Source organism: Pseudomonas sp. TE4620 (genome assembly GCF_056279045.1).
In genome coordinates this window covers 5,225,845-5,249,413 of record NZ_JBWBQO010000001.1, presented here as the reverse complement: position 1 = coordinate 5,249,413, position 23,569 = coordinate 5,225,845, and the positions used below count along the sequence as shown (strand labels likewise).

Below are 23,569 nucleotides of genomic sequence, written 5' to 3'. Positions count from 1 at the left end.
TGGCGTTTTGATGCCATTTTGCTAGATGAAGGCCTCGCTTCGGGGCCTCTCGCAAAATCTCTTTCTATCGACGTGACAGCCTGGCTGTGAAGGGCAGGGCTGCGCACGAACGACCGTTGGCATGGTGGGATTATATGGACGTAGTCGGAGACGACCGCGAGTACGAGTGGTCGCTGGATGGGCAACGCTGGTTGCAGGATGCCCACGGCAGGTTCTCCCTGACCCACGTCGCTGGCAAGGCGCTGGAAGGCGATCAGCCTGACCTGGATTTCCTCGTCGGGGCGCAGCAGGCGCCTGACGGGCAGTCCTGGCTGCCGGCCAGCTTCCGCCATTGCCCGCAGACCGGCGCGCCCCTTGAACCTGTTCGTTACGCTCCCCAGCAGCGCTGGTTGCCACCTTATGGCAACGGTAGCGGCCGGCGGGTGGTGGAGGGCAGTTGCAAGCTCGATGCTGCCGAGCAGACTGTCGCCGCCGTGTACCAGCGCCTTGATCGCGCCAGCCCGCGCAACCTCAATGCCGCGCGCAAGTTCGACCAGTTGCCGCGCAGCAACGGTTTGAATTTCCTCGTCGCTAACCTCGGCGGCCATCGCGAAGCGCTGTTTGCGCTGGCGCGCGATGGCAGCCTGTTCCGCTGGCAGCGCAAGGCCGAAGAATGGGTCGGAGTGCTGCCGCACAGCACCCCGATCGGTCGCTGCAGCCTGCAAAGCTGGGCCTGGGGCGTGAGCCTGCGCGAGCAGGGCAGCCAGCAATGCCTGCTGCTAGCCTGTGATGAAGGCGCCACCGAAGTGCGCGTCGATCCGCTCGCTGGCCGCTACCACCTGGAGCGCTGCCCTGGCCGCGCTATCGCCGCCCCCGGCGAACTTGAAGAGCAGGTGCTGATTCCCCAACAGATGCCCGATGGCAGCTTCTGCGTGGTCGCCCGCCAGAATGATCAGTGGCTCGCACACCCGATTGCCCTGGCCAATCCGCAACACCTGCACAATCTCTCGGCGCCGCTGCGCGACCCGGCCTCGCGGCGCCTGCTGTGGATCGGCGCCCACGGCTACTTGAGCGTCAAGCTCGGTGAAAGCCTCGAAGCCCAATGGCTGAGCTGGCCGCCCGGCGCCCAGGCGCGCCCCGAATATGGCCCGCCGTTCGTCAATGGCTACGGCATCTGGCAGCAACTGTTCGAAGGCAGCGAGCAGTACTGCCTGCGCCTGGACTCCGACGAGCGCAAGGAAGTCAAAGGCTCGCGCCTGAGCACCGGGCAGCTGAACTACATGTTCAACGTGCGCCTGGACGCCCCGTGGGGTGAACACGACGTCGACAACAACCCCGCCGACCGCGAAGTGGTGTACCCGTTCATCGAGTTCAGCGACAACCCGCACCTGCTGTCGTGCCGGGTGCGCTGGCCCTCGAGCCTGCAGCAGTTCTTCGGCAATGAGCAGCCCGTCGAGACCGAGTACTGCCTTGAGCGCATCGGCCAGCCGGCCTTGAGCCTGCTGCTGAAGGTGGCGCAACCGTGGAACGCGCAGTGGTTCTGCTACGACAACGCCCTGTGGCTGTACATCGATTCGACTGGAGCGCTTTACCGATGGAACGCCTGAACCGCCTGCTACGCCACAGCCTGCTGCTCGTCCTGAGCCTGGTCTGCATAAGCGCCCATGCGGCGCCACTGCGCCAGGTGTTGCTGGTACAGAACTCCGGCTGGATGGAGCCGTTCTACCTCGACCCGGCCTCGGGCTTCAAACCGCTGGTCACGCAACTGGCGGCCAGCGCCGCCGGCAGCGGCGAAGTGGTAATTGGTGCCTTCAACCAGGCCGACAGCAGCCACCCCTCGCCGCAATGGACCTACCGCGGGCCAGGCACCCACGCCAAGCTCGCCGACAGCGTCAATGCCCTGAGCCTGGCCCGCAAGGCCAGCGGCGCCTATGCCGATACCGATTTCAAGGAAGCCTTGCTGGCGGCGATCAACACCGGCCTGGAAGGGCGCGAAGGCATCATCTGGATCGTCACCAACAACAAGAACAGCCCCAACAACAGCAACGAAACCCAGCTCAAGAACCGCGAGTTCTACGACCTGCTGCACAAGGAAGCAGTGATCAGCCGCATCGCCGCCTTCCCGCAGAAGATGCCGGTCAAAAGCAGCAATTTCGAGGCTAACGGCCTGATGATCTACGCCCTGGCCTATGGCGCCAACGCCGGTGCCGCGCTCGAGCAGGTGCTGGCCCAGCCGGCCCTGGCAACACTGCTCAAAGACGCCGGGGTGCGCCTCAAGCCACTGACCCAGGCGGCCGTGCGCTTTATTCCGACCGGGGTAAAAGACACCCCGGACGTCAGCGCCGAGCTCGCACCCGACCAGCAAACCGTGGTGCTCAACATCGATGTCGACGGCTCGCCGAAAACCGCGGTGCTGCTAGGCCGCTTCGAGAACCAGTTCAACCCCTACCAGATCCACTCAGCCAAGGTCGCGATGAGCCTCGATATGCCGGGCGAAGCCCTGCAGTCGTCGATCTCCCTGGACCGCATCGAAAACCTCGAGCCAGGCGCCCGCTCCGAAGAGCTGTCGATCAGCCTGCAATTGCCACCGCTGCCTTCGCAGTGGTCCAGCGAAGTGCTGCTGTCCAGCGGCTACCAGCGTGCCGGCGCCATCGAAGTGCGCCTGAGCGAACAGCAGTTGCAGATTTCCCAGCAGTTCATCGAGCGCATGAACGAACTGTTCCCCAACGATGCCTTGCCGGACGTGTTCCTGCCCTCCAGCGAGGCCAGCGCCTCGGCTACCCGCCTGCCGATCGTGTTGCAGATCAGCTACCCGCTGGGCCCGGTGCTGCTGTTGCTGGCCCTGTTCGTGTTCGCCTTGTTCGGCCTGCTGCTGGCCAAGAGCCTGGTCGGCGGCAAGAAGCCGGTCACGGTCATGGTCGAAGGCGTGGCCCAGCAGTACCCGCTCAAGCCGTTCAGCAGCGCCAGCGTCTACGACGCCCGGCAGAACAAAGTCGCGACGGTAAAGCGCGGCCTGTTCGGCGCCACCCTTGAAAAGCTCGCCGCCGACGTCGCCGTGCGCCTCAAATAACCTTAGGACCCTGTCATGACCCAAACCAGCTCCCTGCCAGCCCCAGTAGAAAACGAAGCCGCTCCGGCCACCAGCACCTCCACCCTGAGCGTGCCGACGCCAGTGCTGGACCTGGGCCCGAAAAAAGTCGACAGCCGCGATGCCCTGGTCGGCGTGGCCGTGTTGGTGGTGCTGGCGTTGATCTTCTTCGTGATCAAGAACGCCTACGCCAACTGGCGCGTGCGTGAGCGCGTGGCGCCAAGCCGTGCCAACGCCTCTGGCTGGTTCCTGTTCCTCGGCCTGCTGCTGGTTTCGGCCATGGCGGTGCTAGCGGTGATCAACTCCGGGCAGTTCCTGACCCCGCTGTACCTGGCGCCACTGGCTGGCGTGGCCGGCATTTCGCTGGTGGCCTGGCTGATGACCTTCTCGGCCAAACGCTGAGCCAGGCTTGCTGCGCCCGCGTCAGGCCAGGCCTGACGCTTCAACCGATGATGGATTTAGTACGCCGAGCTGACTCGGCCAGCCCAGCCAGGGCTCATGGAGTTTGAAGATGAACGAGAATGCACAACCTTCCGGCCCAGCGGCGCTGAACGCGGTCAGCGAGAAGATCCACCCGACGCTGTTCATCGCCCTGGGCGGTACCGGCATGAAGGTGAACATTCGCCTGCGCCGGCGCATTCTCAATGCGATCTGGGGCGGCAACAACCAGGTTCAGCAGATTGCCGATTTCCCCCTGGTACAGTTCGTCAACTTCGACCTGGATGCCGGCGAAGTCACTCAGGACGGCAAGTCGATCAAGACCGACGTGCTCGCCGAGCAGGTCGCCTTCACTTCCGAAGAAAAGATCATCGAGCCGCTCAACCTGAGCAAATACACCCACTCGATGGACGAGCTCAACCGCCACCGGGAAGTGGCCGAGTGGTTCCCGCTGACTCCGGACAAGATTCGCGCCCTGGGTATCGACCCGTCCAAGGGTGCCGGGCAGATCCGCGCGCTGTCGCGCCTGTACTTCTACGACAAGTACCCGGTGATCCGCGACAAGCTGCGCGACAAGGTCAACCGCCTGCTGGCCAACATCGGTGGCCATGCCGACAAGCTGAAAAAGCTCGGCCTGGAAATCGACCCGGGCAAGATCCGCATCGTCATCAGCGGTTCGGCCGCCGGCGGCACCGGTTCCGGCTCGTTCCTCGACATGGGTTACCTGGCCAAGGCGATCCTCAAGGAGAACAACATTGCCGGCAAGGTCGACCTGTTCTTCGTCCTCCCCGGCGGCTTCCATGCCTTCAACACCGAGCGCGTGCAGGCCAACGGCTACGCAGCACTGATGGAGCTGGAAACCAGCATGCGCGGCAACCGCCTGGTCAAGCACTGGGACGCAACCGACAACCTGTTCATCGACAGCCGTCCGTACGACGACGTCTACATCGTCGACAACAGCAACGTCGCCCAGGCCAAGACCAGTGACCAGGAAGACATCTACGAGATGCTGTCGGACGTGCTGTTCACCGACTTCACCTCCCAGGACTTCGCCAACAAGAAGCGCTCGATCGCGGTCAACCAGAACCAGCACAAGATCCGCTCCTACACCGTGCGCCTGCCGCAGGACTACGGCGACGATACCGAGCTGCGCTTCCCGTGCTCGTACTCCGCGCTGGGCCAGGCGGTGCTCGACACCCAGATCGATGCACGGCAGAACGTGCGCCTGAGCCGTCAGGTGCAGCAGATGCTCAAGGCCTTCTTCGGCATCGCCAACGCCGCCGCCAACGACAACCGGCCAACCGACCGCGAGCGCGATGACTTTCTGCGCGAGCAACTGAACGTCACTGCGCGCACCTTCACCGAGCTGCCGGACTTCCTTTCCAAGGTCGAGCTGACCCTGGCCACCGGTGAGTTCACCCACTATCAGGTGGCTGACGACCTGCTGCTGGTCGAGGGCGACAACAGCGTCACCGCGCAGATCGAGCAAAAGGTCGAGATGCTCTTCGAGCGCCTGCAAAATGGCGGCGCCGACAAGGACCAGTGGCTGACCCACGTGCGTGAAATCCAGCAGCAGCTGGAGCGCGACACCAAGGGCAGCAACATCGACAGCGCCGAGCGCAACCACGAAGTGCGCATCAAGGAAAACCGCCAGCGCCGCCTGGCCGAACTGGTACGCGAAGACGCCCTGCCGGAAAAACTCTTCCGGCGCCTGGACGACGATGAGCGTGGCGGCCTGGATTACACCCTGGCGCTGGTCGAGATGCTCAAGGACCGCCTCGAAAACGAAGGCAGCGGGATCATCCCGGCGCTGGAAAAGAACGCCGCGCGCTTCAAGGAACTGGCCGAGAAGCTGGAGTCCTCGGAGCTGGCCCGCGAGTTCGAACGCCTCAAGGAAACCACCGGCGGCGGCCTGATGGCCCGCCTGAGCGGCAAGGACAAACAGGCCGAGACCGTACTCACCCAGGTCAAGGACACCTTGCGCGACAGCCTGCTGTTCTACGTGCGCCATGTCGCTGCCCGTGAAGCGGCGCAACTGCTGCGCGAGCTGTCCGAGTGGCTGGGCCGCAAGGAGTCGGTCGACCACAGCGGCCGTGCAGTATGGAACGGCTTCGTTGGCCGCCTGCAGGACGGACGCAATGCGGTTGACCAGCTGTTGCGCCGGATCGAAACCGATATCAGCAAGATCGACGCCAGCATCAAGGAAAAACACGCCACCCTGATCCCGCTGGCGCTGGTGCAAAGCAGCGAGGAACAGGTCGTCGATGGCGCCCAGGTGCGCGAGTGGGCCAAAGACGCTTTCAAGGACTTTGGCGGCTCCAAGGTGCTGTTCGGCAAACTGCAGGACGAAGAGGGCCAGGAAGAATTGCTGGGCAAACTGCGCAGCAAGGCCGTGCAGCAGTTGCCCAAGCAAAACCAGGGCATCGACCCGCTGCTCAGCGCCCTGGCCGCGCTGACCCCGGACGAACAGCGGGAAAAATTCCGCCAGCTACTGCAACGGGCCATGCCTTGGGCGCCGCTGAACCTCACCGGCGGCTTCGGCATCGTCAAGGACCGCTACACCTGCCTGGTGGGCGTGCAGGATGCCAACGAATTCAAGCGCACCTACGGCGCCATGCTCGCCCAGTGCCTGCCGCAGGGCACCGGCATGACTGCCGGGCAGATCCAGTTCGTCGAGTCCGGCACCCCGGGCAAGCTGATCTGCTTCACTGAGCTGAGCGGCTTCCCGCTGCCGGCCCTGACCCCGCTGCCGACCTACCTGGCCAGCTACCGCAAGGAAAGCACGACGATTCCGCTGCACAGCCACAAGCGTATCAGCCAGTTCGTACAGCCGATCCAGTTCACCCAGGAGCAGTACCGCCAGTTCGCCGAAGACTTCAAGCTGTACCTGCACGCGGTGGCCGTTGGGGTGTTGCGGCGCAACCCGTCGGAACGTTACGAGCTGATGATCGACCAGGACTACTTCAGCATCGGTGACGAGTTCGCGATCCGTCAGAACGGTCTGAACCAGGTGCAACGCAAAGACATCGAGGACCAGTTGCGCCAGCGTTACGAGCAACTGCGCAGCCCGCAGCAGCTGGCGGCCATGGTCGCGCTGTTCGAAGACCTGCGCCGCGGCGCCTACAAGCCGCAGATGCGCCAGAACGAGCTTGGGGTGTCGTCGCTGTACCAGACCTTCCCGTACAAGATCGCTGAGCTGCTGAAGAACGAGTACGACAACCGCCTCAAGCGCCAGGCCCCGGATACCGCAGAACGCCTGGTAGAGCAGGCGCGAGCGCTGCTGGAGCAATTCGCCGAACCGGTCAACGGCTCACGCGCCGACGTCTATCGCGACGAAGTGCATGACGAGCACAGCGAAAAACGCACCCTGCGCAAGGAGTGCTTCAGCAGCGGCTGGCTCGACGCGCTGTTCCAGCCGGCCGCCAGCGCCGCACCGGCACCGATGCCGGGCATGGCTGCGCCACCGCCAGGTGTTGCCGGTATCGCGCCGCCACCGGTGGCTACGCCGCAGTTCAGCTATCACCTGAGCGTGGCTGGCAGCAACTACGGCCCGTACACCAGCAGCCAGCTGCAACAGTATGTGCAAACCGGCCAGATCACCCGCGACAGCCTGCTGTGGCGCGAAGGCATGGCCGCCTGGCTGAGCGCCGGGCAGATCCTCGAACTTGCCCATCTGTTTGCTCCGGCCCCTGCTGCGGCGCCGCCGGTAGGCACGCCACCGCCCGTCGCGCCGATGGCGCCACCGCCTGTGAACTGAGGAAGGCCTGAGCCCTATGTCCGCATCTGCGAAAAAACCGGCCTTCCCCCTCAACTGCGCCAATGGCGAGTGTGGCAAGGCCCTGTGTGGCCCGGTGCTGTTCTGTCCATATTGCGGTGCCAGCAGCCAGGTGGTGACCAGCGCACCGGTTGCCGCTCCGGCAGCCGTGGCAGCGGTCGTTGTCGCGAGCGAAACGCCGACAGCCCCAGCACCGGTGGCCAAAGCGCCCGAGCCGCCACGGCAAGTGACCATCTCCAGCGCCGAGATCGAGCGCGCCGTGGCAGCCACCGCGCCGCCGCAAGCGCCGGTCGTGGCCCAGGTGAGCAAACCACGCAATGTCGCGCGCCAGGCCGCGCTGGCCATCGCCGTGCTGGTTGCGGTGGGTGGTTATGCGGCCTATCAGATGAACGCTCGCAAGGCCTTGCAGCAGTTCGAGGCAGAACTGGCCGCAGGGCAGGGCTGCCTGCGACTGAACCAGTACAACTGCGCACTGGAAAAGGCCGAAAGCGCCCTGCGTATCGAAAGCAAGGACCCGCGCGCCATCAGCTTGCTGCAACGCGCACAGGCCGGGCTAGAGGGTCAGCAACGCGATCAGCAGGCCCAAGCCCAGGCCGCCGCCGCTGCCGCAAGCGCTGCAGCAACGCGCAAGGCAGCAGCCGAACAGGCGCAGCGCGAGCAGCAAGCCCGTGAGCTGGCGGCCAAGGAGCAACAGCTTCATGACGAACAGACCCAGCTTGCCAAACGCCAGCAACAACTGGAGCAGCAGGCGCGCTCGGCACCGCCAGTACAGCCGCGGGTGGCACCTGTTGCCCGGCCGGTGCAACGACCGGTGGCGCCGGCAGCCAACGCCGGGTTGGTGGGCCAGCAGCTGAGCCAGGCGCGTAGTGCCCTGGCCCGCCGCGACGGCGCCACCGCGCGCTCACTGGCCAACCGGGTGCTCAGCCAGGATCCGGGCAACCGTCAGGCGCAGATCATCCTGCGCCAGGCCGAACAGCTGCGCGGTCAGTCGTTCAACACTCCCAAGGGCCTGGGCGGGGTGATCATCGAGTAAGCCGCTGAAAGCCTAGAGCGTCTCCCCGGGCTCGCCGGGCAGATGCTCGTCCAGGTGCAACCAGGGTAGGCGGCTATCGATCCAGATATGTCGGTTCGGTGCCGCCAGCTGCGGCTGGTCGAGAGTGGTCACGGTAACATCGATGCTCTGCGGGCTCAGATCGGTGGTCAGCGCCACATGCGCCCCGCACCGGCTGCAGAAATAGCGCACGCAACTGGCAGACGAGTCGTAGCGCTGCGGCGTACCGCTCAACCATTGGAAATCCTCGCAACTCACCGTCAGCCAGGTGATCAGCAAACCACCACTGACCCGTCGGCACACCGAGCAATGGCAGTGGGCAACATCCGTCAACGGACCTTGAATCCGGTAGCGCAGGGCGCCGCAATGGCAGCCGCCTTCGTACGTATCACTCATCGCTCCCTCCTGTTGCCTACAGGCTGATAACCAACAATGCACCTCTCGTCGGCTTTGGGCCAGCGAAAGCTGGCTGAAAGCTTCCCACCTTAGGATTGCCACCACTACCGGCACAAGACCGGTCAGCCAGGGCCCCGTTCGTTGCATGCGGCGCCCGGCCCAATTAACAACAACAATGGTGATACTGATGCTTTCCTACGCCCGCCTCCCTGCAGCAATCCCTCCGTTATTCCACGCGCTGCGCCCTGTGCGCTGATCCGCCCGAATCGTTCTTCCTTCGCCGCGCTACGCCTGGAGTACTCCCATGCTGACCTTCCTCGGCTTTGCCATGGTCATCACCTTCATGTACCTGATCATGACCAAGCGCCTGTCGGCCTTGATCGCGCTGATCCTGGTACCGATCCTGTTCGCCCTGTTCGGTGGTTTTTCCGCCAAGATCGGCCCGATGATGCTCGAAGGCATCAGCAAACTGGCGCCGACCGGGGTCATGCTGATGTTCGCGATCCTGTATTTCGCCCTGATGATCGACTCCGGCCTGTTTGACCCGGCCGTGCGCAAGATCCTCAAGCTGGTCAAGGGCGACCCGCTGAAAGTCTCGGTCGGCACTGCCGTGCTGGCCCTGGTGGTGTCGCTGGATGGCGACGGCGCCACCACTTACATGATCTGCGTGGCCGCCATGCTGCCGCTGTACAGCCGCCTGGGCATGAGCCCACGGATCATGGCCGGCCTGATCATCCTTGCCGGCGGCATCATGAACATGACCCCCTGGGGTGGCCCGACCGCGCGCGCCGCCAGCGCCCTGCATGTCGACCCCTCGGACATCTTCGTACCGATGATTCCGGCGATGCTCGCTGGTGTCGTCGCCCTGTTGGCGATTGCCTACGCCTACGGCAAGCGGGAACGCGCGCGCCTGGGTGAACTGCACCTGCCTGGTGATGAGATCGATCACAGCGAAATCAGCGTTTCGCAGTTCCCCGACGCCCGTCGCCCGAAACTGTTGTGGTTCAACGGCGCGCTGACCGCCGTGCTGATGGTCTCGCTGATCATGGGTCTGCTGCCGCTGCCGGTGCTGTTCATGATCGCCTTCAGTATCGCCATGATCGTCAACTATCCGTGCCTGCAGCAGCAGAAAGACCGTATCGCCGCCCATTCGGGCAGCGTGCTGGCGGTGACCGGGCTGATTTTTGCCGCCGGTATCTTCACCGGCATCCTCTCCGGCACCGGCATGGTCGACGCCATGTCCAAGAGCCTGCTGGCGGTCATTCCGGATGCGCTGGGGCCTTACCTGGCGGTGATTACCGCAGTCGTAAGCATGCCGTTCACCTTCTTCATGTCCAACGACGCCTTCTACTACGGGGTGTTGCCGGTATTGTCGGAAGCGGCCAGCCACTATGGCATCTCGCCGGTGGAAATGGCCCGCGCGTCGATCGTCGGCCAACCCGTGCATCTGCTCAGCCCGCTGGTACCCTCTACCTACCTGTTGGTGGCCCTGGCCGGCATCGAGTTCGGCGATCATCAGCGCTTCACCCTGAAGTGGGCAGTGCTGATCTGCCTGTGCATAATGCTCGCCGCGCTGCTCATGGGAATTTTCCCCCTGTTCAGTAGCCTATAAGACAACAGAATCACCTAACCGCTGCCGCGCCCCATCGCCTGGGGCGTTGTGCTTACATCGTTCGAAGGAATACACATGGAATGGCTGACCAGCCCAGAGATCTGGGTTGCCTTTTTTACTCTGACGGCGCTTGAGATCGTTCTCGGTATCGACAACATCATCATGATCTCGATCCTGGTCAGCCGCATGCCCAAGCACATGCAGCAGCGCACCCGGATCTTCGGCCTGGCGCTGGCCATGGTCACCCGCATCCTCCTGCTGCTGTCGATCACCTGGGTCATGCGCCTGACCGCCGACCTGTTCGTGGTGTTCGGCCAGGGTATTTCCGGGCGCGACCTGATCCTGTTCTTCGGCGGCCTGTTCCTGTTGTGGAAAAGCTCCCAGGAGATCTACCACGGCCTGGAAGGTGAAGACGAAACCAGCGACGAGCCAAGCGGCGCCGGCGGCAAGTTCTTCTACACCATCATCCAGATCGCCATCATCGACATCGTCTTCTCCCTGGACTCGGTGATTACCGCGGTGGGCATGGTTTCCCACGTACCGGTGATGATCGCCGCGATCGTCGTCGCCGTGCTGGTGATGATGCTCTGCGCCGGCGCCATCAGTAACTTCATCGACAAGCACCCGTCGCTGAAGATGCTCGCCCTGTCGTTCCTGATCGTGGTCGGGACCGTGCTGATTGCCGAATCCTTCGACGTTCACGTACCCAAAGGCTACGTCTACTTCGCCATGGCGTTCTCGCTGGCGGTCGAGGCGATCAACATCAAGATGCGCACAGCCATGGCCAAGAAGAAGCAACAGAGCGATCCGGTGAAACTTCGCAAGGACATCCCGGGTCAGTAATCCCGGTGCTGGTGAAAAGGGCCCTGCGCAGGGCCCTTTTTTCATCTTGCGTCATGACAGTTTTGTTTCAAAGGCTGGCGTGGCTATGCGATGCTGGCGCCACGGCCATTGGCCGACTACAGCTTAAGTGAGCACTGGGAAAAACCGCCTGGCAGCAGGACAGGCTCACGGCATCAACCATTTTGCCCCGCTGGGGCGCATAACAGGGGGCCTTTTCAATGCTGACCCTGCTCAATCTGCTTTCCGCCGTGGCGTTGCTGATCTGGGGCACGCACATCGTGCGTACCGGTATCCTGCGGGTGTACGGCTCGAACCTGCGCCGGGTACTGAGCCAGAACATGTCCAAGCGCCCGCTTGCGTTTATCGCCGGCATCCTGGTGACGGCGATGGTGCAAAGCAGCAACGCCACGGCGATGCTGGTGACCTCGTTCGTCGGCCAGAGCCTGATGGGCCTGACCCCGGCGCTGGCGATCATGCTCGGCGCCGATGTCGGTACCGCGCTGATGGCGCGGGTGCTGACCTTTGACCTGTCATGGCTGTCGCCGCTGCTGATCTTTCTCGGGGTAATCTTCTTTCTTTCCCGCAAGCAAACCCGCGCCGGGCAACTGGGCCGCGTCGGTATCGGCCTGGGCCTGATCATCCTCGCCCTGCAGCTGATCGTCGAAGCGGCGGCGCCGATCACCCATGCCCAGGGGGTGAAGGTACTGTTCGCCTCGCTGACCGGCGATATCCTCCTCGATGCCCTGGTCGGCGCCCTGTTCGCATTGATTTCCTACTCCAGCCTTGCCGCCGTGCTGCTCACCGCCACCCTGGCCGGCGCCGAGCTGATCAGCCTGCCGGTGGCCATCGGCCTGGTCATTGGCGCCAACATCGGCAGCGGCCTGCTGGCCTTTCTCAGCACCAGCATGCAAAACGCCGCCGGGCGCCAGGTGGCACTGGGCAGCTTGCTGTACAAGCTGATCGGCCTGGTGCTGATCATTCCCGTGCTGCATCCGCTGGTGGCGTGGATGGACAGCCTGAGTTTCAGCCCCCAGGAGCTGGTGATCGGCTTTCACCTGCTCTACAACACCCTGCGCTGCCTGATCCTGTTGCCGACGGTGACGCCCATGGGCCGCCTGTGCAGATGGTTGCTGCCCGAGCGCGAAGAAGCCAACGGCCGCGCCCGTCCGCGTCACCTCGACGCGACCGCACTGACCACGCCAAGCCTGGCCCTGGCCAACGCGGTGCGCGAAACCCTGCGCATGGGCGACCTGGTCGACAGCATGCTCGATGCCATGCTCAACGTGCTGCGCGGTACCCAGACCGCCATGACCCAGCAGATGCGCGGCCTGGGCGAGGACGTCGAGGCGCTGTACAACGCCATCAAGCTGTACCTGGCGCAAATGCCCCGCGAAGACCTCAGCGAGCAGGACAGCCGGCGCTGGGCCGAGATCATTGAGCTGGCGATCAACCTCAAGCTGGCTGCCGACCTCATCGAGCGCATGCTGCGCAAGGTCCAGCAGCAGAAGACTTCGCAGCGCCGCGAGTTTTCCGAGGTGGGCCTGGAAGAACTGACCGGCCTGCACAGCCAGTTGCTGGCCAATCTGCGCCTGGGCCTGTCGGTGTTTCTCAGCGCCGACCCGGAAAGCGCCCGCCAGCTGCTGCGGGAAAAACGCCGCTTCCGCGCCCAGGAGCGGCGCCTGGCCCATGCCCATGTCAGCCGGTTGCAACGTAAAGTGGTGCAAAGTATCGAGACCAGTTCGTTGCACCTGGAGCTGATCGCCGACATGAAACGATTGAACTCCTTGTTCTGCAGCAGTGCCTATGTGGTATTGGGCGGCGCCGATACTGGCGGCCTGCTGCTCGACAGCGTGCCGGACGACGCTCATTCACCGTGATCGCGACACCCCAAGAACTCCCGCAAGGAAGCTCGCCATGCGTTGCCTGATGTTCATTTGCCTGCTGCTGGGCTGCGCGCCCGGCTTTGCCCTCGACCGCTCCCAGGTCGAGGGCTACCTGCTGCCCAACGGTCTGCAGGTGGTGCTCAAGTCAGGTTACGAACGCAACCATGTGTCGATTCGCCTGGTGGTCGGCGTTGGCTTCGATGATTTTCCCTGCGAGCGCCAGGAGCTGCCACACCTGCTCGAACACCTGTTGTTCAGCGGTATCGACGAGGGCGGTGAGGGCGGCCTGGAAGAGCGCATGCAAGCCCTGGGCGGGGAGTGGAACGCCTATACCAGCAGCGCCGATACCACCTTCGTCATCGAGGCGCCGGCACGCAACCAGCGCAAAGTGCTCGACCTGCTGCTGGCGGTGATCAACGACACCCAGATCGATGAAAAAGCCCTGCAGCTGTCCAAGCGCATCGTCGAGCGCGAAGACGGCGGCCATTACTCGCACCTGCAGCGCTGGCTCGATCGCCAGGACCTCGGCCATCGCGCCAGCGACCAGCTGGCCGTGGAGTTGGGGCTCAAATGCGCCGAACGTTCGTCGATCGAGGACATGACCCTGGAGCAGGTCAACGACCTGCGCCAGCACTGGTACGCGGCCAACAACATGACCCTGATCGTGGTTGGCGGCCTCGACCGCCTGCTGCCGGCTTATCTGGAACGCACCTATGGCGAGCTGCCAGCGGTCGAACCAGGCGAGCGCCGGGTACTGGACGGCGTCACCCACAAAGCCGAGGCACGCCGGGAGTTGATTCGCGGCTGGCTGGGCGACAGCGCCCGCCTGCACTGGCTGTTCCTCGAACCGGTGCTGAACAACGACCACAGCCAGACCTGGGACCTGCTGCAGCGCTACCTGGATTGGGCGCTGTACGACGAATTGCGGCTCAAGCACGGGTTTTCCTACGGCCCGTTCAGCCAACGCGAGAGCTTCGGCGATACCGGGCTGATGGTACTCAACGCCGACCTCGACCGCGCCGATGTCGATGCTGCCGAGCAAGCCCTGGCGGCCATGCTCGAGCGCCTGCGCAAAAACGGCCTGGACCCGGCAACCTTCCAGCGTATCAAGCAGGCTGCCATCGACCGCGAAGCCTGGTCAACCCAGGGTAATAGCGCCCTGGCCGACTATTACTGGGGCGCCTTGAACGACTTTGACGAAGGGCGCTTTGCCGATCCGGCGCGGGCCTTGCGCCGGATCAGCCTGGAAGATGCCAACCAGGCCCTGCAGCAGTTGCTGGCCGAGCCCGGCTATGTGCGGATCGAGAAGCCACTGCTCAGCTACGACGAGCTATATGGCTGGGTGGCGCTGGCGGTGGGGGTGTTGTTGGCCGGGGTGCTTATCTGGGGGCGGCGGCGTTCGCGCTGAAATCATCGCGGGGCAAGCCCGCTCCTACAGAGTATCCTGTGCAGGTTTTTACCTGACCTTGCGAACACCTTCATGCCTCTTTACCTCCAGCGCTTGATCGAGCTGATCAAGCGCTACCCCGGGGTCATCGCCCTCGGCGGTTTCATCTCCGGTGTCGGCAGCTTCATCCTGGTCGATCGCCAGGAAAGCCTGGCCAGCTGGATTGCCATCGTCATGCTCATCAGCTGGATCTGGCTGATGCTCGAGAACACCTTCACCAAGGTTTTCGCCAAGGTCTTCAAACGCGAAATCCCCCAGCCACTGCTGCGCTACGCGACGCAGATGATTCACCAGGAAAGCCTGTTCTTCGTCCTGCCGTTTTTCTTCGTCACCACCACCTGGAACAGCGGCCAACTGGTGTTCACCGGCATTCTCGCCGCCGCCGGGCTGATCTCGATCATCGACCCGCTGTACTACAAGTGGCTGGCGCCGCGGCGCTGGCTGTACCTGGCGCTGCATACCCTGACGCTGTTTGCCGCGTTGCTCACCGCGCTGCCGATCATCCTCCACCTGACCACCTCGCAGAGCTTCAAGCTGGCCCTGGGCATCGCCATGCTGCTGTCGTTCCCAAGCCTTGCCAGCAGCTTCCCGATCAGCCACTGGCGCCGGGGGATCATGCTGGTGGTGATGACCCTGGCCGTCGGCGCCGGCGGCTGGATGCTGCGTTCCTGGGTGCCGCCGGCAACCCTGTGGATGACCGAAGTGGCAGTCAGCACCCAGGTCGAGAACCGCACCCCGGGCAAGAGCCTGGAGCAGATCAAAGCCAGTGAAATACGCGCAGGCCTCTATGCCTTCACCGCGATCAACGCCCCACGCGGGCTGAACGAGCGGATTTACCACGTCTGGCAATTCGAGGGCAAAGAGGTTGACCGCATTGCCCTGGACATCCATGGCGGGCGCAAGGAAGGCTACCGCGCCTGGACCCACAAGCAGAACTTCCCCGGCAACCCGGTGGGGCGCTGGCAGGTGCGGGTGCTCACCGAAGACGGCCAGGTCATCGGTGTACTGCGCTTCAAGGTGGTTGACGATGGTCAAGCACCCGCGGCCGAGTAACGCTATGCTCTGAGGCTGCGAACCGTTGGTCGGACTGCATGGAGCCTATGACTACACACGCCAGCGCCACCCTGGACACTGCAAGCAGCCCGCCACGGCTGCGGATCGTCGGTGACTGGACCCTGGCCAACTACACCAGCCTCAAGCGCAGCAGCGACAGCCTGGCCGGCCAGTACGACGCCTCTACCGAGGTCGACCTCGACCAGCTCGGCAAGCTCGACACCGCCGGTGCGGCGTTGCTGGTCGAGCTGCTGGGCGCCGAACGCCTGGCGCGGCTGACCGAAACCGCCACGCACTTGCCCGCCGCCAGCCAGGCACTGCTCAAGACCGTGTATTGCTCGGTGCAAGACTTCTGCATCCCGGAAAAACAACCCGAGCGCTCGGTACTGATCCAGCTGCTCACCCGCATCGGCCGCGCAGTTGACACCCTGTGGCAAGACACCCTGCAGATCCTCGGCTTCGTCGGCCTGATCCTGCAAACCCTGTTCCTGCGCCTGTTCCAGCCCAAGCGCTGGCGGGTCACCTCGGTGGTTGCGCATATCGAGCAGACTGGCCTGGACGCCGCGCCCATTGTTGCCTTGCTGACCTTTCTGGTGGGGGCGGTGGTGGCCTTTCTTGGCGCCACGGTGCTGGCCAGCTTTGGCGCGAGCATCTTTACCGTCGATCTGGTGGCATTCTCGTTCCTGCGGGAATTCGGCGTGCTGCTGACCGCCATCCTGATGGCCGGGCGCACCGCCAGTGCCTTCACCGCGCAAATTGGCTCGATGAAGGCCAACGAAGAGATCGACGCCATCCGCACCCTGGGCCTCGACCCGGTTGAATTGCTGGTGGTGCCGCGGGTGCTTGCACTGCTGATCGCACTGCCGTTGCTGACCTTTGTCGCCATGCTCTGCGGCATTATCGGCGGCGCGGTGGTCTGCGCGCTGTCACTGGGTATCTCGCCGGCGATGTTCCTGTCGCTGCTGCAAAGCGATATCGGCGTGCAGCACTTTCTGGTCGGCCTGGTCAAAGCCCCGTTCTTCGCCTTCCTGATCGCCGCCATCGGCTGCCTTGAGGGCTTCAAGGTCAGTGGCAGCGCCGAATCGGTCGGCGCCCACACCACCTCCAGCGTGGTCCAGTCGATCTTCGTGGTCATAGTCCTGGATGCCGTGGCGGCGCTGTTCTTCATGGAGATGGGCTGGTGAGCGAGATCCACACAAAGCCACGTGAAGCGGTGATCGAGGCCCGCGGCATCTGCAACCGCTTCGGTACCCAGAGCGTGCACGAGCAGCTCGACCTGGACCTTTACCGCGGCGAGATCCTCGCCGTGGTCGGTGGCTCGGGCAGCGGCAAGTCGGTGTTGCTGCGCAGCATCGTCGGCCTGCGCCGACCCAACGAAGGCCAGGTGCGAGTGTACGGCCAGGACTTGAGCAGCGCCAGCGACGAGCAACGCTCGCTGGTCGAGCGGCGTTTCGGCGTGCTGTTCCAGAAGGGCGCGTTGTTCTCGTCGCTGACTGTCACCGAGAACGTCGCCTTGCCGCTGATCGAACACGCAGGCCTGAGCCGCGCCGATGCCGAGCACCTGGCCGGGGTCAAGCTGGCGCTGGCCGGCTTGCCGATTTCGGCGGCAGACAAATACCCCTCGTCGCTGTCCGGCGGCATGATCAAGCGCGCGGCCCTGGCCCGGGCGCTGGCGCTGGATCCGGACATCCTGTTCCTCGACGAACCCACCGCCGGCCTCGACCCGATTGGCGCAGCGGCCTTCGACCAGTTGATCCTGACCCTGCGCGACGCCCTGGGCTTGAGCGTGTTCCTGATCACCCACGACCTGGACACCCTTTACACCATCACCGACCGCGTCGCCGTGCTGTCGCAGAAGAAGGTGCTGGTGGCCGGGCCTATCGCCGAGGTCGAAGACACCGACGACGCCTGGATTCACGATTATTTTCATGGCCCGCGTGGCCGCGCGGCGTATCAGGCCGCTACAGCGCCCAAGGAGCTCTGAGATGGAAACCCGTGCACATCATGTCCTGATCGGCCTGGTCACCGTGCTGGTGGTGGCCGGCGCCATGCTGTTCGGCCTGTGGCTGACCAAGTCGAGTGTCGACAGCACCTTCAAGGACTACCAAGTAGTGTTCAACGAGGCCGTGTCCGGTTTGTCCCGGGGCAGCTCGGTGCAGTACAGCGGTATCAAGGTTGGCGACGTCACCAGCCTGCGCCTGGACCCCAACGACCCGCGCCGGGTCCTGGCCCAGGTGCGCCTGAGCGCCGATACGCCGGTCAAGGAAGACACCCTGGCCAAGCTGACCCTGACCGGCATCACCGGCACCTCGTTCATCCAGCTCAGTGGCGGCACGCCGCAAAGCCCGGAGCTCAAGGGCAAGGACGGCAAGTTGCCAGTGATCGTCGCCTCACCGTCGCCGATTGCCCGCCTGCTGGACGACAGCAGCGACCTGATGACCAACATCAACGCCCTGGTGCACAACGCCAACCAGCTGTTCTCCGAAGACAACGTCACCCGCCTGAGCAACACCCTGAGCAACCTTGAACAGACCACCGGCGCCTTCAACGACCAGCGTGGTGACATCCGCGAGGGTATCCAGCAACTGGCCCAGGTCGGCAAGCAGGCTGGCGCCATGCTCGAACAGACCAGCGAACTGATGCGCAACGCCAATGGCCTGCTCAGCAGCCAGGGCAAGCAGATGTTCGGCAGTGCCGAACAAGCCATGCAGTCGCTGGCGCAAAGCACCGAAACCATCAACAAGCTGCTCAATGACAACCGCGAAGCCATCGATGGCGGCGCCCAGGGCTTCAACCAGCTGGCGCCGGCCATCCGCGAGCTGCGCGACACTCTGACCTCGCTCAAGGGCATCTCCCAGCGCCTGGAAGCCAACCCCAGCGGCTACCTGCTGGGCCGTGACAAAAACAAGGAGTTCGAGCCATGAGCCGTACCTGTCGCTACCTGGCCCTGGCCACTGCACTGAGCCTGGGCAGCGCCTGCTCGATCCTGCCGCAGGCCGAGCCTGCCGATGTTTATCGCCTGCCTTCGGCGCAAAGCACCCGCTCGCTGACACAGAGCGCGCCGTGGTCGCTGCGGATCAATAAGCCAATCGCCAGTGATGCCTTGAACAGCCCGCGCATCGCCGTGGTGCCGCAGGGCAACCTGATCAGCAGCTACAAGGGCGCGCGCTGGAGCGACCCGGCACCGACCCTGCTGCGCAACCGCATGCTCGATGCCTTCCAGCGTGACGGCCGCGTGCAGCGCCTGAGCGCCGACGACAGCAACCTGCAAAGCGATTATGAAATTGCCGGCGAACTGCAGGCCTTCCAGAGCGAGTACAGCGCCGACGGCCTGGCTGTGGTGATCCGCTACGACGCCCGCCTGGTGCAGGGCCGTAGCCAGCGCATCCTTGCCAGCCAGCGCTTCGAAGTACGCCAGCCGTTGAGCGACAAGCAGGTAGCCGCGGTAGTCAGCGGCTTCGGCTCAGCCAGCGACCAGTTGATGAAGCAACTGGTCGACTGGACGGTAAACCAGGCCGATCAGCTTCAGGCGAAGAACCAGTAGCAGACGAAGATCGCCGCGATCACCCCGGACAGCTCGGCCAGCAGCGCACAACCCACCGCATGGCGGGCGCGCTGGATGCCGACGGCGCCGAAATACACCGCCAGCACATAGAAAGTGGTTTCGGTGCTGCCCTGGATGGTCGCTGCCACCAGGGCCGCGAAGCTGTCGACGCCGTGGGTCTGCATGGTTTCGATCAGCATTGCTCGCGCCGCACTGCCGGAGAACGGCTTGACCAGCGCGGTGGGCAGGCCCTCGACAAAGCGCGTGTCCCAGCCCAGCCACGCGACTGCATGACGGATACCATCCAGAGCCAGCTCCAGCGCCCCTGAGGCGCGCAGCACGCCGACGGCGCAGAGCATGGCAACCAGGTAGGGCAACAGGCTTTTGGCGACGTCAAAGCCCTCCTTGGCGCCTTCCACGAAGGTTTCATAGACCTTCACCCGCTTCAGCGCGCCGACCACCAAAAACAGGATGATCAGGCCGAACAGGGTCAGGTTGCCGAGAATCGACGACAGCCCCGCCAGCGCGGTAGCCGACAGGGTGCCGAGAAACGCCATGAAGCCGCCCAGCAGCAACGCACCGGGAATCAGGTACGCCAGCACCACCGGGTCCCACAGGCGCAGGCGCTGCATTACCGCCACCGACAGCAGGCCGACCAGGGTCGAGGCGCTGGTGGCGAGCAGGATCGGCAGGAACACCAGGGTCGGGTCCATCGCCCCCTGCTGGGCGCGGTACATGAAGATGGTCACCGGCAGCAGGGTCAGCGACGAGGCGTTGAGCACCAGAAAGAGGATCTGCGCGTTGCTGGCCGTGGTCGAGCTGGGGTTGAGCTCCTGCAGTGCGCGCATGGCCTTGAGGCCGATGGGCGTGGCGGCGTTGTCCAGGCCCAGGCCGTTGGCGGCGAAGTTGAGGGTGATCAGGCCCAGGGCGGGGTGGCCGGGCGGGACTTCCGGCATCAACCGGGCAAACAGCGGGCCGAGGACCTTGGCCAGCCATTCGACGATGCCGGCTTTTTCGGCAATCTTCAAAAAGCCCAGCCACAGGGTCAGGGTGCCGAACAGCAGGACCATGACCTCGACCGAAAGCTTGGCCATGGCAAAGATGCTTTCGACCATTGCCGCGAAGATCCCGGCGTTACCGCCCACCAGCCATTGGGCCATGGCCGAAATGGCCGCGACAATGAAAAAACCAAGCCAAAGGCCGTTGAGCATCCGTTGTTCCCCCCAAAGATGGCGCAAATGATAGCGGGCCGGGTTGGCTTCGCGCCATAAACGTCGAGTTACTCCCGATGTAGCCAACAAAAAAGCCCCGACCAGGTCGGGGCTTTTCGTACAGCCAGGTTAGCGCTTACTTGCTGGCAGTTTTGCCAGCCGGTACGGCTTCCTTGCTGCGCCAGTGCGGCAGCGAGTTCCAGTAGCGCTGGCCTTTGGCATCGTCGTACATGCCTTCCCAACGAGCGATAACCAGAACCGCGAGGGCGTTGCCGATTACGTTCAGGGCAGTACGGGCCATGTCCATGATGCGGTCGACACCGGCGATGAAGGCCAGGCCTTCCAGCGGGATACCGACGCTGCCCAGGGTGGCCAGCAGGACCACGAAGGACACGCCCGGTACACCGGCGATGCCTTTGGAGGTAACCATCAGGGTCAGCACCAGCAGCAGCTGCTGGCTCAGCGACAGGTCGATGCCGTACAGCTGGGCGATGAAGATCGCCGCGATGCTCTGGTACAGGGTCGAACCGTCAAGGTTGAACGAGTAGCCGGTCGGTACCACGAAGCTGCAGATGGCTTTCGGCGCACCGTAGGCTTCCATCTTCTCGATCACGCGCGGCAGCACGGTCTCGGAGCTGGCGGTGGAGTAGGCCAGGACCAGTTCGTCCTTGAAGATGCGCATCAGCTTGATCACCGAGAAGCCGAACAGGCGGGCGATCAGGCCAAGGACCATGAAGGCGAAGAAGGCGATGGCGAAGTACACCAGCAGCACCAGCTTGGCCAGCGGCAGCAGCGAGGCGAAGCCGAAGTTGGCGACGGTCACCGCGATCAGCGCGAACACACCGATTGGCGCGTAGTTCATGATCATGTGAGTGACCTTGAACATGGCTTCGGAGACGCCCTGGAAGGTTTTCACCAGCGGGTCGCGGATGTCTGCCTGCAGGCTCGACAGGCCCAGGCCGAACAGCACCGAGAAGAAGATGATCGGCAGCATCTCACCGCGCATCAGCGCTGCGAAGATGTTCGACGGGATCAGGTTGAGGATGGTTTCGATGAACGCATGCTCATGCTGAACCTCGGCCGCCGTGGCCTGGTACTTGGAGATATCGACGGTACCCAGGGTACTCATGTCGATGCCGGCGCCCGGGTGGAACAGGTTGGCCAGGACCAGGCCGACGACGATGGCGATGGTAGTCACCACCTCGAAGTAGATAATGGTCTTGAGGCCGATACTGCCGAGTTTTTTCGCATCGCCAACCCCGGCGATACCCACGATCAGCGACGAAATCACGATCGGGATGACGATCATCTTGATCAGGCGAATGAAGATGTCACCGGCAGGTTGCAGGACGTTACTGATCCACCATGCCTTTTCTGCACTGAAATGGTTCAGTAAAGCGCCGATTGCAATCCCCAGTACCAGACCGATGAGGATCTGCCAGGCGAGGCTTAGCTTTGCCTTCTTCATGTCGTTACCTTTTCTTCAAGTGGAAACGGCCACCAGGCTGATAACCGCGACCCAGAGCTGTTGCCAGCAATCCATATCGTTTCTTGTTATCTACCGATGGCACCGTAAAAGGTCACCGCAAGCGAGCGTAGGAACGCTCAGGCCAGCGAAAAAAGGCGCAACTATTCCCACGTGGGGGGGCTCCGTCTAATGCCGTAAACGACTACCCCATGCCGAATCGGCATGAGGTTTATCGGCCAAAACGTACGTCACAATGGGTTATTCGCCTACCGTTCGGAAATCCGACGATGGCCAAAGCGCCATAATCCGGCCGATATAGAGGTATGCGCCCGAGTGACAAAGGGCTTTGTTCGACAATCCGAATGGGTGAAATCGCAGCGACTTTGCCAGGACGGCGGGGCGAAAAAATATCGATGTACGGTCGGGCAAAAATATGCGTCGACAGCTTCGGTAGGAAAAACGAATTTGTTGCGGGGGAAAAAGCGATCGCCGTAAAGAGCGCTACGGAAGTCCGGTCGGACACCTCTGCCTGAAGGCAGTTGTCCGACCCGCAACTTCCGCTACCGCTTCACCTGACCCGGCCCTCATCGGAGGTACTCCCTGTACCCCTAGGCCCCTCCGATCCTGAAACAATCAGAGCAGCCCGGCCCCCTGGTCATGCGCCTGCCTTCCTCGGGCGGCGCAGCATAGAAGCCTGAAATGAAAAAAGGTTCAGCTTCTATATATGTACAGAAGTGTGAGCAACACCTCAGTACCAGTTCGGATCACGTTTGAGCTGCTCCTTGAGCAGGGCCTGCATGCCTTCATCCGGCTTGCCCAGCCAACGGTAGTCGGCGTGGCGTGTGGGCGACTTGTCGGACGGCAGGCCTTCGGGCACTTCTACCAGCATTCCGTAGGCTTCGTCCTTGTCCCAACTGAAGGCGACAATCAGACGCTTGTTCAGGCACTTCTGCTCGGATTCGCACAACGGTCCGACCAGATACTTGTCGCCATCTTCCTCAACCGCCGACATCTGTTGCTCGGAAGTACCACTCAGGTTGAGGACCCATTCGGGCAAGCGTTCTTCGTTTTTGACCACGTCCTGCCAGGTTTCCCGGTATTCGGGGTCCGAGCCAAGAATCTGGTTGGCCCGGACCTGGCCGTCATTGGCCGCCATTGCCGCTGCGCTGCCGCCCATGATCAGGGCGGCAACCAGGGCTCTGCCTAGCGTTGTGCTCATACTCAGCCCCTACCGCGGCGACCAAAGAAGAAGGACACCACGAACAGCACCAGGAAGATAATGAACAGAATCTTCGCGATACCGGTAGCGGCGCCGGCGATACCACCGAAGCCCAGCACGGCAGCGACAATGGCGATAATCAGGAAGGTGATGGCCCAACTCAACATGGTGATTCTCCTTACCGTTTTTGGAAGAGGTCCTTGGGTGCTCGGTTAAAACACCCAGCGATCACGTGGTGCAGCAGTGTCGACAACGGCAGGAGTGGTCACCGGCGTAGACAGTGCGACCCTGGCCTGCAGCGCAGCTACCGGGCGTTGTGCCTGAACCTGCGCCACCAGCGCGGCCTGGGCAGCCAGCTGCTCGGCACTGCGCGCGGTTTCCCAGCTGTTGTAGAGCTGGCCGGCAATCAGGGTCAGCAGCAGCGCCAGGCTGAAAAACAGACCCTGGCGCAGCTGAAGCGAAGAAACCTGCACTAGGGTGGCGGTTTGGCGGTTCATGCCGTGCTCCTCCTGCTGCTTTTATTGTTGACTTGATGTAGTCATTGCAGCCTGCATGCCAGCCT

Annotated in this window: 20 protein-coding genes; 14 read left to right on the top strand and 6 right to left on the bottom strand. The window is 63.3% G+C overall.

Features of this window, described 5'->3' with window-relative positions; translation table 11 throughout:
• Positions 1–134 precede the first annotated feature (134 nt).
• The 5 genes from ACZ9A3_RS24450 (at position 135) to ACZ9A3_RS24430 (ending at position 8,313) form a co-directional block, all read left to right on the top strand.
• A complete protein-coding gene (locus ACZ9A3_RS24450; protein ID WP_093377535.1) occupies positions 135–1,586 on the top strand; it encodes a hypothetical protein in 1,452 nt (483 codons plus the stop codon).
• Entirely contained in the window at positions 1,574–3,049 is a 1,476-nt protein-coding gene (locus tag ACZ9A3_RS24445) for a hypothetical protein (protein WP_195885392.1), read from the top strand. The genes ACZ9A3_RS24450 and ACZ9A3_RS24445 overlap by 13 nt, the downstream gene beginning before the upstream one ends.
• A 15-nt stretch (positions 3,050–3,064) precedes the next feature.
• Positions 3,065–3,469 carry a hypothetical protein gene (locus tag ACZ9A3_RS24440; RefSeq protein ID WP_045200613.1) on the top strand — a complete coding sequence of 135 codons (405 nt, stop codon included), beginning with the start codon at positions 3,065–3,067 and terminating at the stop codon, positions 3,467–3,469.
• 109 nt (positions 3,470–3,578) lie between these two features.
• The gene (locus tag ACZ9A3_RS24435) at positions 3,579–7,262 is read left to right on the top strand and encodes a tubulin-like doman-containing protein (protein WP_213602792.1); all 3,684 of its coding nucleotides are present in this window, start codon (positions 3,579–3,581) and stop codon (positions 7,260–7,262) included.
• A gap of 16 nt (positions 7,263–7,278) precedes the next feature.
• The gene (locus tag ACZ9A3_RS24430) at positions 7,279–8,313 is read left to right on the top strand and encodes a hypothetical protein (protein ID WP_476253210.1); all 1,035 of its coding nucleotides are present in this window, start codon (positions 7,279–7,281) and stop codon (positions 8,311–8,313) included.
• A gap of 12 nt (positions 8,314–8,325) precedes the next feature.
• On the opposite strand, the gene ACZ9A3_RS24425 is transcribed toward ACZ9A3_RS24430, so the two are convergent.
• Positions 8,326–8,727, bottom strand: a complete 402-nt coding sequence (locus ACZ9A3_RS24425; protein ID WP_093377550.1) for a GFA family protein — start codon at positions 8,725–8,727, stop codon at positions 8,326–8,328.
• 304 nt (positions 8,728–9,031) lie between these two features.
• Between ACZ9A3_RS24425 and ACZ9A3_RS24420 the strand changes: the two genes are divergently transcribed.
• From ACZ9A3_RS24420 to ACZ9A3_RS24380, 9 genes are all read left to right on the top strand, one after another.
• Entirely contained in the window at positions 9,032–10,339 is a 1,308-nt protein-coding gene (locus ACZ9A3_RS24420) for a CitMHS family transporter (RefSeq protein ID WP_045200619.1), read from the top strand.
• A 75-nt stretch (positions 10,340–10,414) separates the two neighbouring features.
• Positions 10,415–11,182 carry a TerC family protein gene (locus ACZ9A3_RS24415; protein WP_045200621.1) on the top strand — a complete coding sequence of 256 codons (768 nt, stop codon included), beginning with the start codon at positions 10,415–10,417 and terminating at the stop codon, positions 11,180–11,182.
• A gap of 218 nt (positions 11,183–11,400) precedes the next feature.
• Positions 11,401–13,059, top strand: a complete 1,659-nt coding sequence (locus ACZ9A3_RS24410; RefSeq protein ID WP_093377559.1) for a Na/Pi cotransporter family protein — start codon at positions 11,401–11,403, stop codon at positions 13,057–13,059.
• 37 nt (positions 13,060–13,096) lie between these two features.
• A complete protein-coding gene (locus tag ACZ9A3_RS24405) occupies positions 13,097–14,473 on the top strand; it encodes a M16 family metallopeptidase (RefSeq protein WP_195885388.1) in 1,377 nt (458 codons plus the stop codon).
• A gap of 72 nt (positions 14,474–14,545) precedes the next feature.
• Positions 14,546–15,565, top strand: coding sequence for a DUF5924 family protein (locus ACZ9A3_RS24400; protein ID WP_045200627.1), 1,020 nt, complete (start codon positions 14,546–14,548; stop codon positions 15,563–15,565).
• A 38-nt stretch (positions 15,566–15,603) separates the two neighbouring features.
• Positions 15,604–16,749: an ABC transporter permease gene (locus ACZ9A3_RS24395; protein ID WP_045200628.1), complete on the top strand. Its 1,146-nt coding sequence runs from the start codon at positions 15,604–15,606 to the stop codon at positions 16,747–16,749.
• A gap of 5 nt (positions 16,750–16,754) precedes the next feature.
• The gene (locus tag ACZ9A3_RS24390; protein WP_476253351.1) at positions 16,755–17,549 is read left to right on the top strand and encodes an ABC transporter ATP-binding protein; all 795 of its coding nucleotides are present in this window, start codon (positions 16,755–16,757) and stop codon (positions 17,547–17,549) included.
• A 1-nt stretch (position 17,550) separates the two neighbouring features.
• Positions 17,551–18,489: an MlaD family protein gene (locus tag ACZ9A3_RS24385; RefSeq protein WP_045200632.1), complete on the top strand. Its 939-nt coding sequence runs from the start codon at positions 17,551–17,553 to the stop codon at positions 18,487–18,489.
• The gene (locus ACZ9A3_RS24380; protein WP_093377568.1) at positions 18,486–19,109 is read left to right on the top strand and encodes an ABC-type transport auxiliary lipoprotein family protein; all 624 of its coding nucleotides are present in this window, start codon (positions 18,486–18,488) and stop codon (positions 19,107–19,109) included. Before ACZ9A3_RS24385 ends, ACZ9A3_RS24380 begins: the two co-directional genes overlap by 4 nt.
• Here the strand turns inward: ACZ9A3_RS24380 and ACZ9A3_RS24375 are convergent.
• From ACZ9A3_RS24375 to ACZ9A3_RS24355, 5 genes are all read right to left on the bottom strand, one after another.
• A complete protein-coding gene (locus ACZ9A3_RS24375) occupies positions 19,091–20,320 on the bottom strand; it encodes a nucleoside recognition domain-containing protein (protein ID WP_093377573.1) in 1,230 nt (409 codons plus the stop codon). The two genes, ACZ9A3_RS24380 and ACZ9A3_RS24375, sit on opposite strands and share 19 nt — an antisense overlap.
• 136 nt (positions 20,321–20,456) lie before the next feature.
• The gene (gltP, locus tag ACZ9A3_RS24370; protein WP_195885386.1) at positions 20,457–21,788 is read right to left on the bottom strand and encodes a glutamate/aspartate:proton symporter GltP; all 1,332 of its coding nucleotides are present in this window, start codon (positions 21,786–21,788) and stop codon (positions 20,457–20,459) included.
• A 748-nt stretch (positions 21,789–22,536) separates the two neighbouring features.
• Positions 22,537–23,007, bottom strand: coding sequence for an inhibitor of vertebrate lysozyme family protein (locus ACZ9A3_RS24365; protein WP_045200641.1), 471 nt, complete (start codon positions 23,005–23,007; stop codon positions 22,537–22,539).
• Between the two features lie 2 nt (positions 23,008–23,009).
• Positions 23,010–23,174, bottom strand: a complete 165-nt coding sequence (locus tag ACZ9A3_RS24360) for a DUF1328 domain-containing protein (protein ID WP_010222609.1) — start codon at positions 23,172–23,174, stop codon at positions 23,010–23,012.
• 45 nt (positions 23,175–23,219) lie between these two features.
• Positions 23,220–23,504 carry a hypothetical protein gene (locus tag ACZ9A3_RS24355; RefSeq protein ID WP_093377582.1) on the bottom strand — a complete coding sequence of 95 codons (285 nt, stop codon included), beginning with the start codon at positions 23,502–23,504 and terminating at the stop codon, positions 23,220–23,222.
• Between the last annotated feature and the right edge of the window lie 65 nt (positions 23,505–23,569).

Bases quoted from the DNA above. Each gene is read 5' to 3' on its own strand.
- ACZ9A3_RS24435 (WP_213602792.1), top strand. From the start codon at position 3,579: ATGAACGAGAATGCACAACCTTCCGGCCCAGCGGCGCTGAACGCGGTC.
- ACZ9A3_RS24410 (WP_093377559.1), top strand. From the start codon at position 11,401: ATGCTGACCCTGCTCAATCTGCTTTCCGCCGTGGCGTTGCTGATCTGG.
- ACZ9A3_RS24440 (WP_045200613.1), top strand. From the start codon at position 3,065: ATGACCCAAACCAGCTCCCTGCCAGCCCCAGTAGAAAACGAAGCCGCT.
- ACZ9A3_RS24415 (WP_045200621.1), top strand. From the start codon at position 10,415: ATGGAATGGCTGACCAGCCCAGAGATCTGGGTTGCCTTTTTTACTCTG.
- ACZ9A3_RS24395 (WP_045200628.1), top strand. From the start codon at position 15,604: ATGGAGCCTATGACTACACACGCCAGCGCCACCCTGGACACTGCAAGC.
- ACZ9A3_RS24425 (WP_093377550.1), bottom strand. From the start codon at position 8,727: ATGAGTGATACGTACGAAGGCGGCTGCCATTGCGGCGCCCTGCGCTAC.
- ACZ9A3_RS24385 (WP_045200632.1), top strand. From the start codon at position 17,551: ATGGAAACCCGTGCACATCATGTCCTGATCGGCCTGGTCACCGTGCTG.
- ACZ9A3_RS24420 (WP_045200619.1), top strand. From the start codon at position 9,032: ATGCTGACCTTCCTCGGCTTTGCCATGGTCATCACCTTCATGTACCTG.
- ACZ9A3_RS24430 (WP_476253210.1), top strand. From the start codon at position 7,279: ATGTCCGCATCTGCGAAAAAACCGGCCTTCCCCCTCAACTGCGCCAAT.
- ACZ9A3_RS24355 (WP_093377582.1), bottom strand. From the start codon at position 23,504: ATGAACCGCCAAACCGCCACCCTAGTGCAGGTTTCTTCGCTTCAGCTG.
- ACZ9A3_RS24450 (WP_093377535.1), top strand. From the start codon at position 135: ATGGACGTAGTCGGAGACGACCGCGAGTACGAGTGGTCGCTGGATGGG.
- ACZ9A3_RS24365 (WP_045200641.1), bottom strand. From the start codon at position 23,007: ATGAGCACAACGCTAGGCAGAGCCCTGGTTGCCGCCCTGATCATGGGC.
- ACZ9A3_RS24445 (WP_195885392.1), top strand. From the start codon at position 1,574: ATGGAACGCCTGAACCGCCTGCTACGCCACAGCCTGCTGCTCGTCCTG.
- gltP (WP_195885386.1), bottom strand. From the start codon at position 21,788: ATGAAGAAGGCAAAGCTAAGCCTCGCCTGGCAGATCCTCATCGGTCTG.
- ACZ9A3_RS24400 (WP_045200627.1), top strand. From the start codon at position 14,546: ATGCCTCTTTACCTCCAGCGCTTGATCGAGCTGATCAAGCGCTACCCC.
- ACZ9A3_RS24360 (WP_010222609.1), bottom strand. From the start codon at position 23,174: ATGTTGAGTTGGGCCATCACCTTCCTGATTATCGCCATTGTCGCTGCC.
- ACZ9A3_RS24380 (WP_093377568.1), top strand. From the start codon at position 18,486: ATGAGCCGTACCTGTCGCTACCTGGCCCTGGCCACTGCACTGAGCCTG.
- ACZ9A3_RS24375 (WP_093377573.1), bottom strand. From the start codon at position 20,320: ATGCTCAACGGCCTTTGGCTTGGTTTTTTCATTGTCGCGGCCATTTCG.
- ACZ9A3_RS24405 (WP_195885388.1), top strand. From the start codon at position 13,097: ATGCGTTGCCTGATGTTCATTTGCCTGCTGCTGGGCTGCGCGCCCGGC.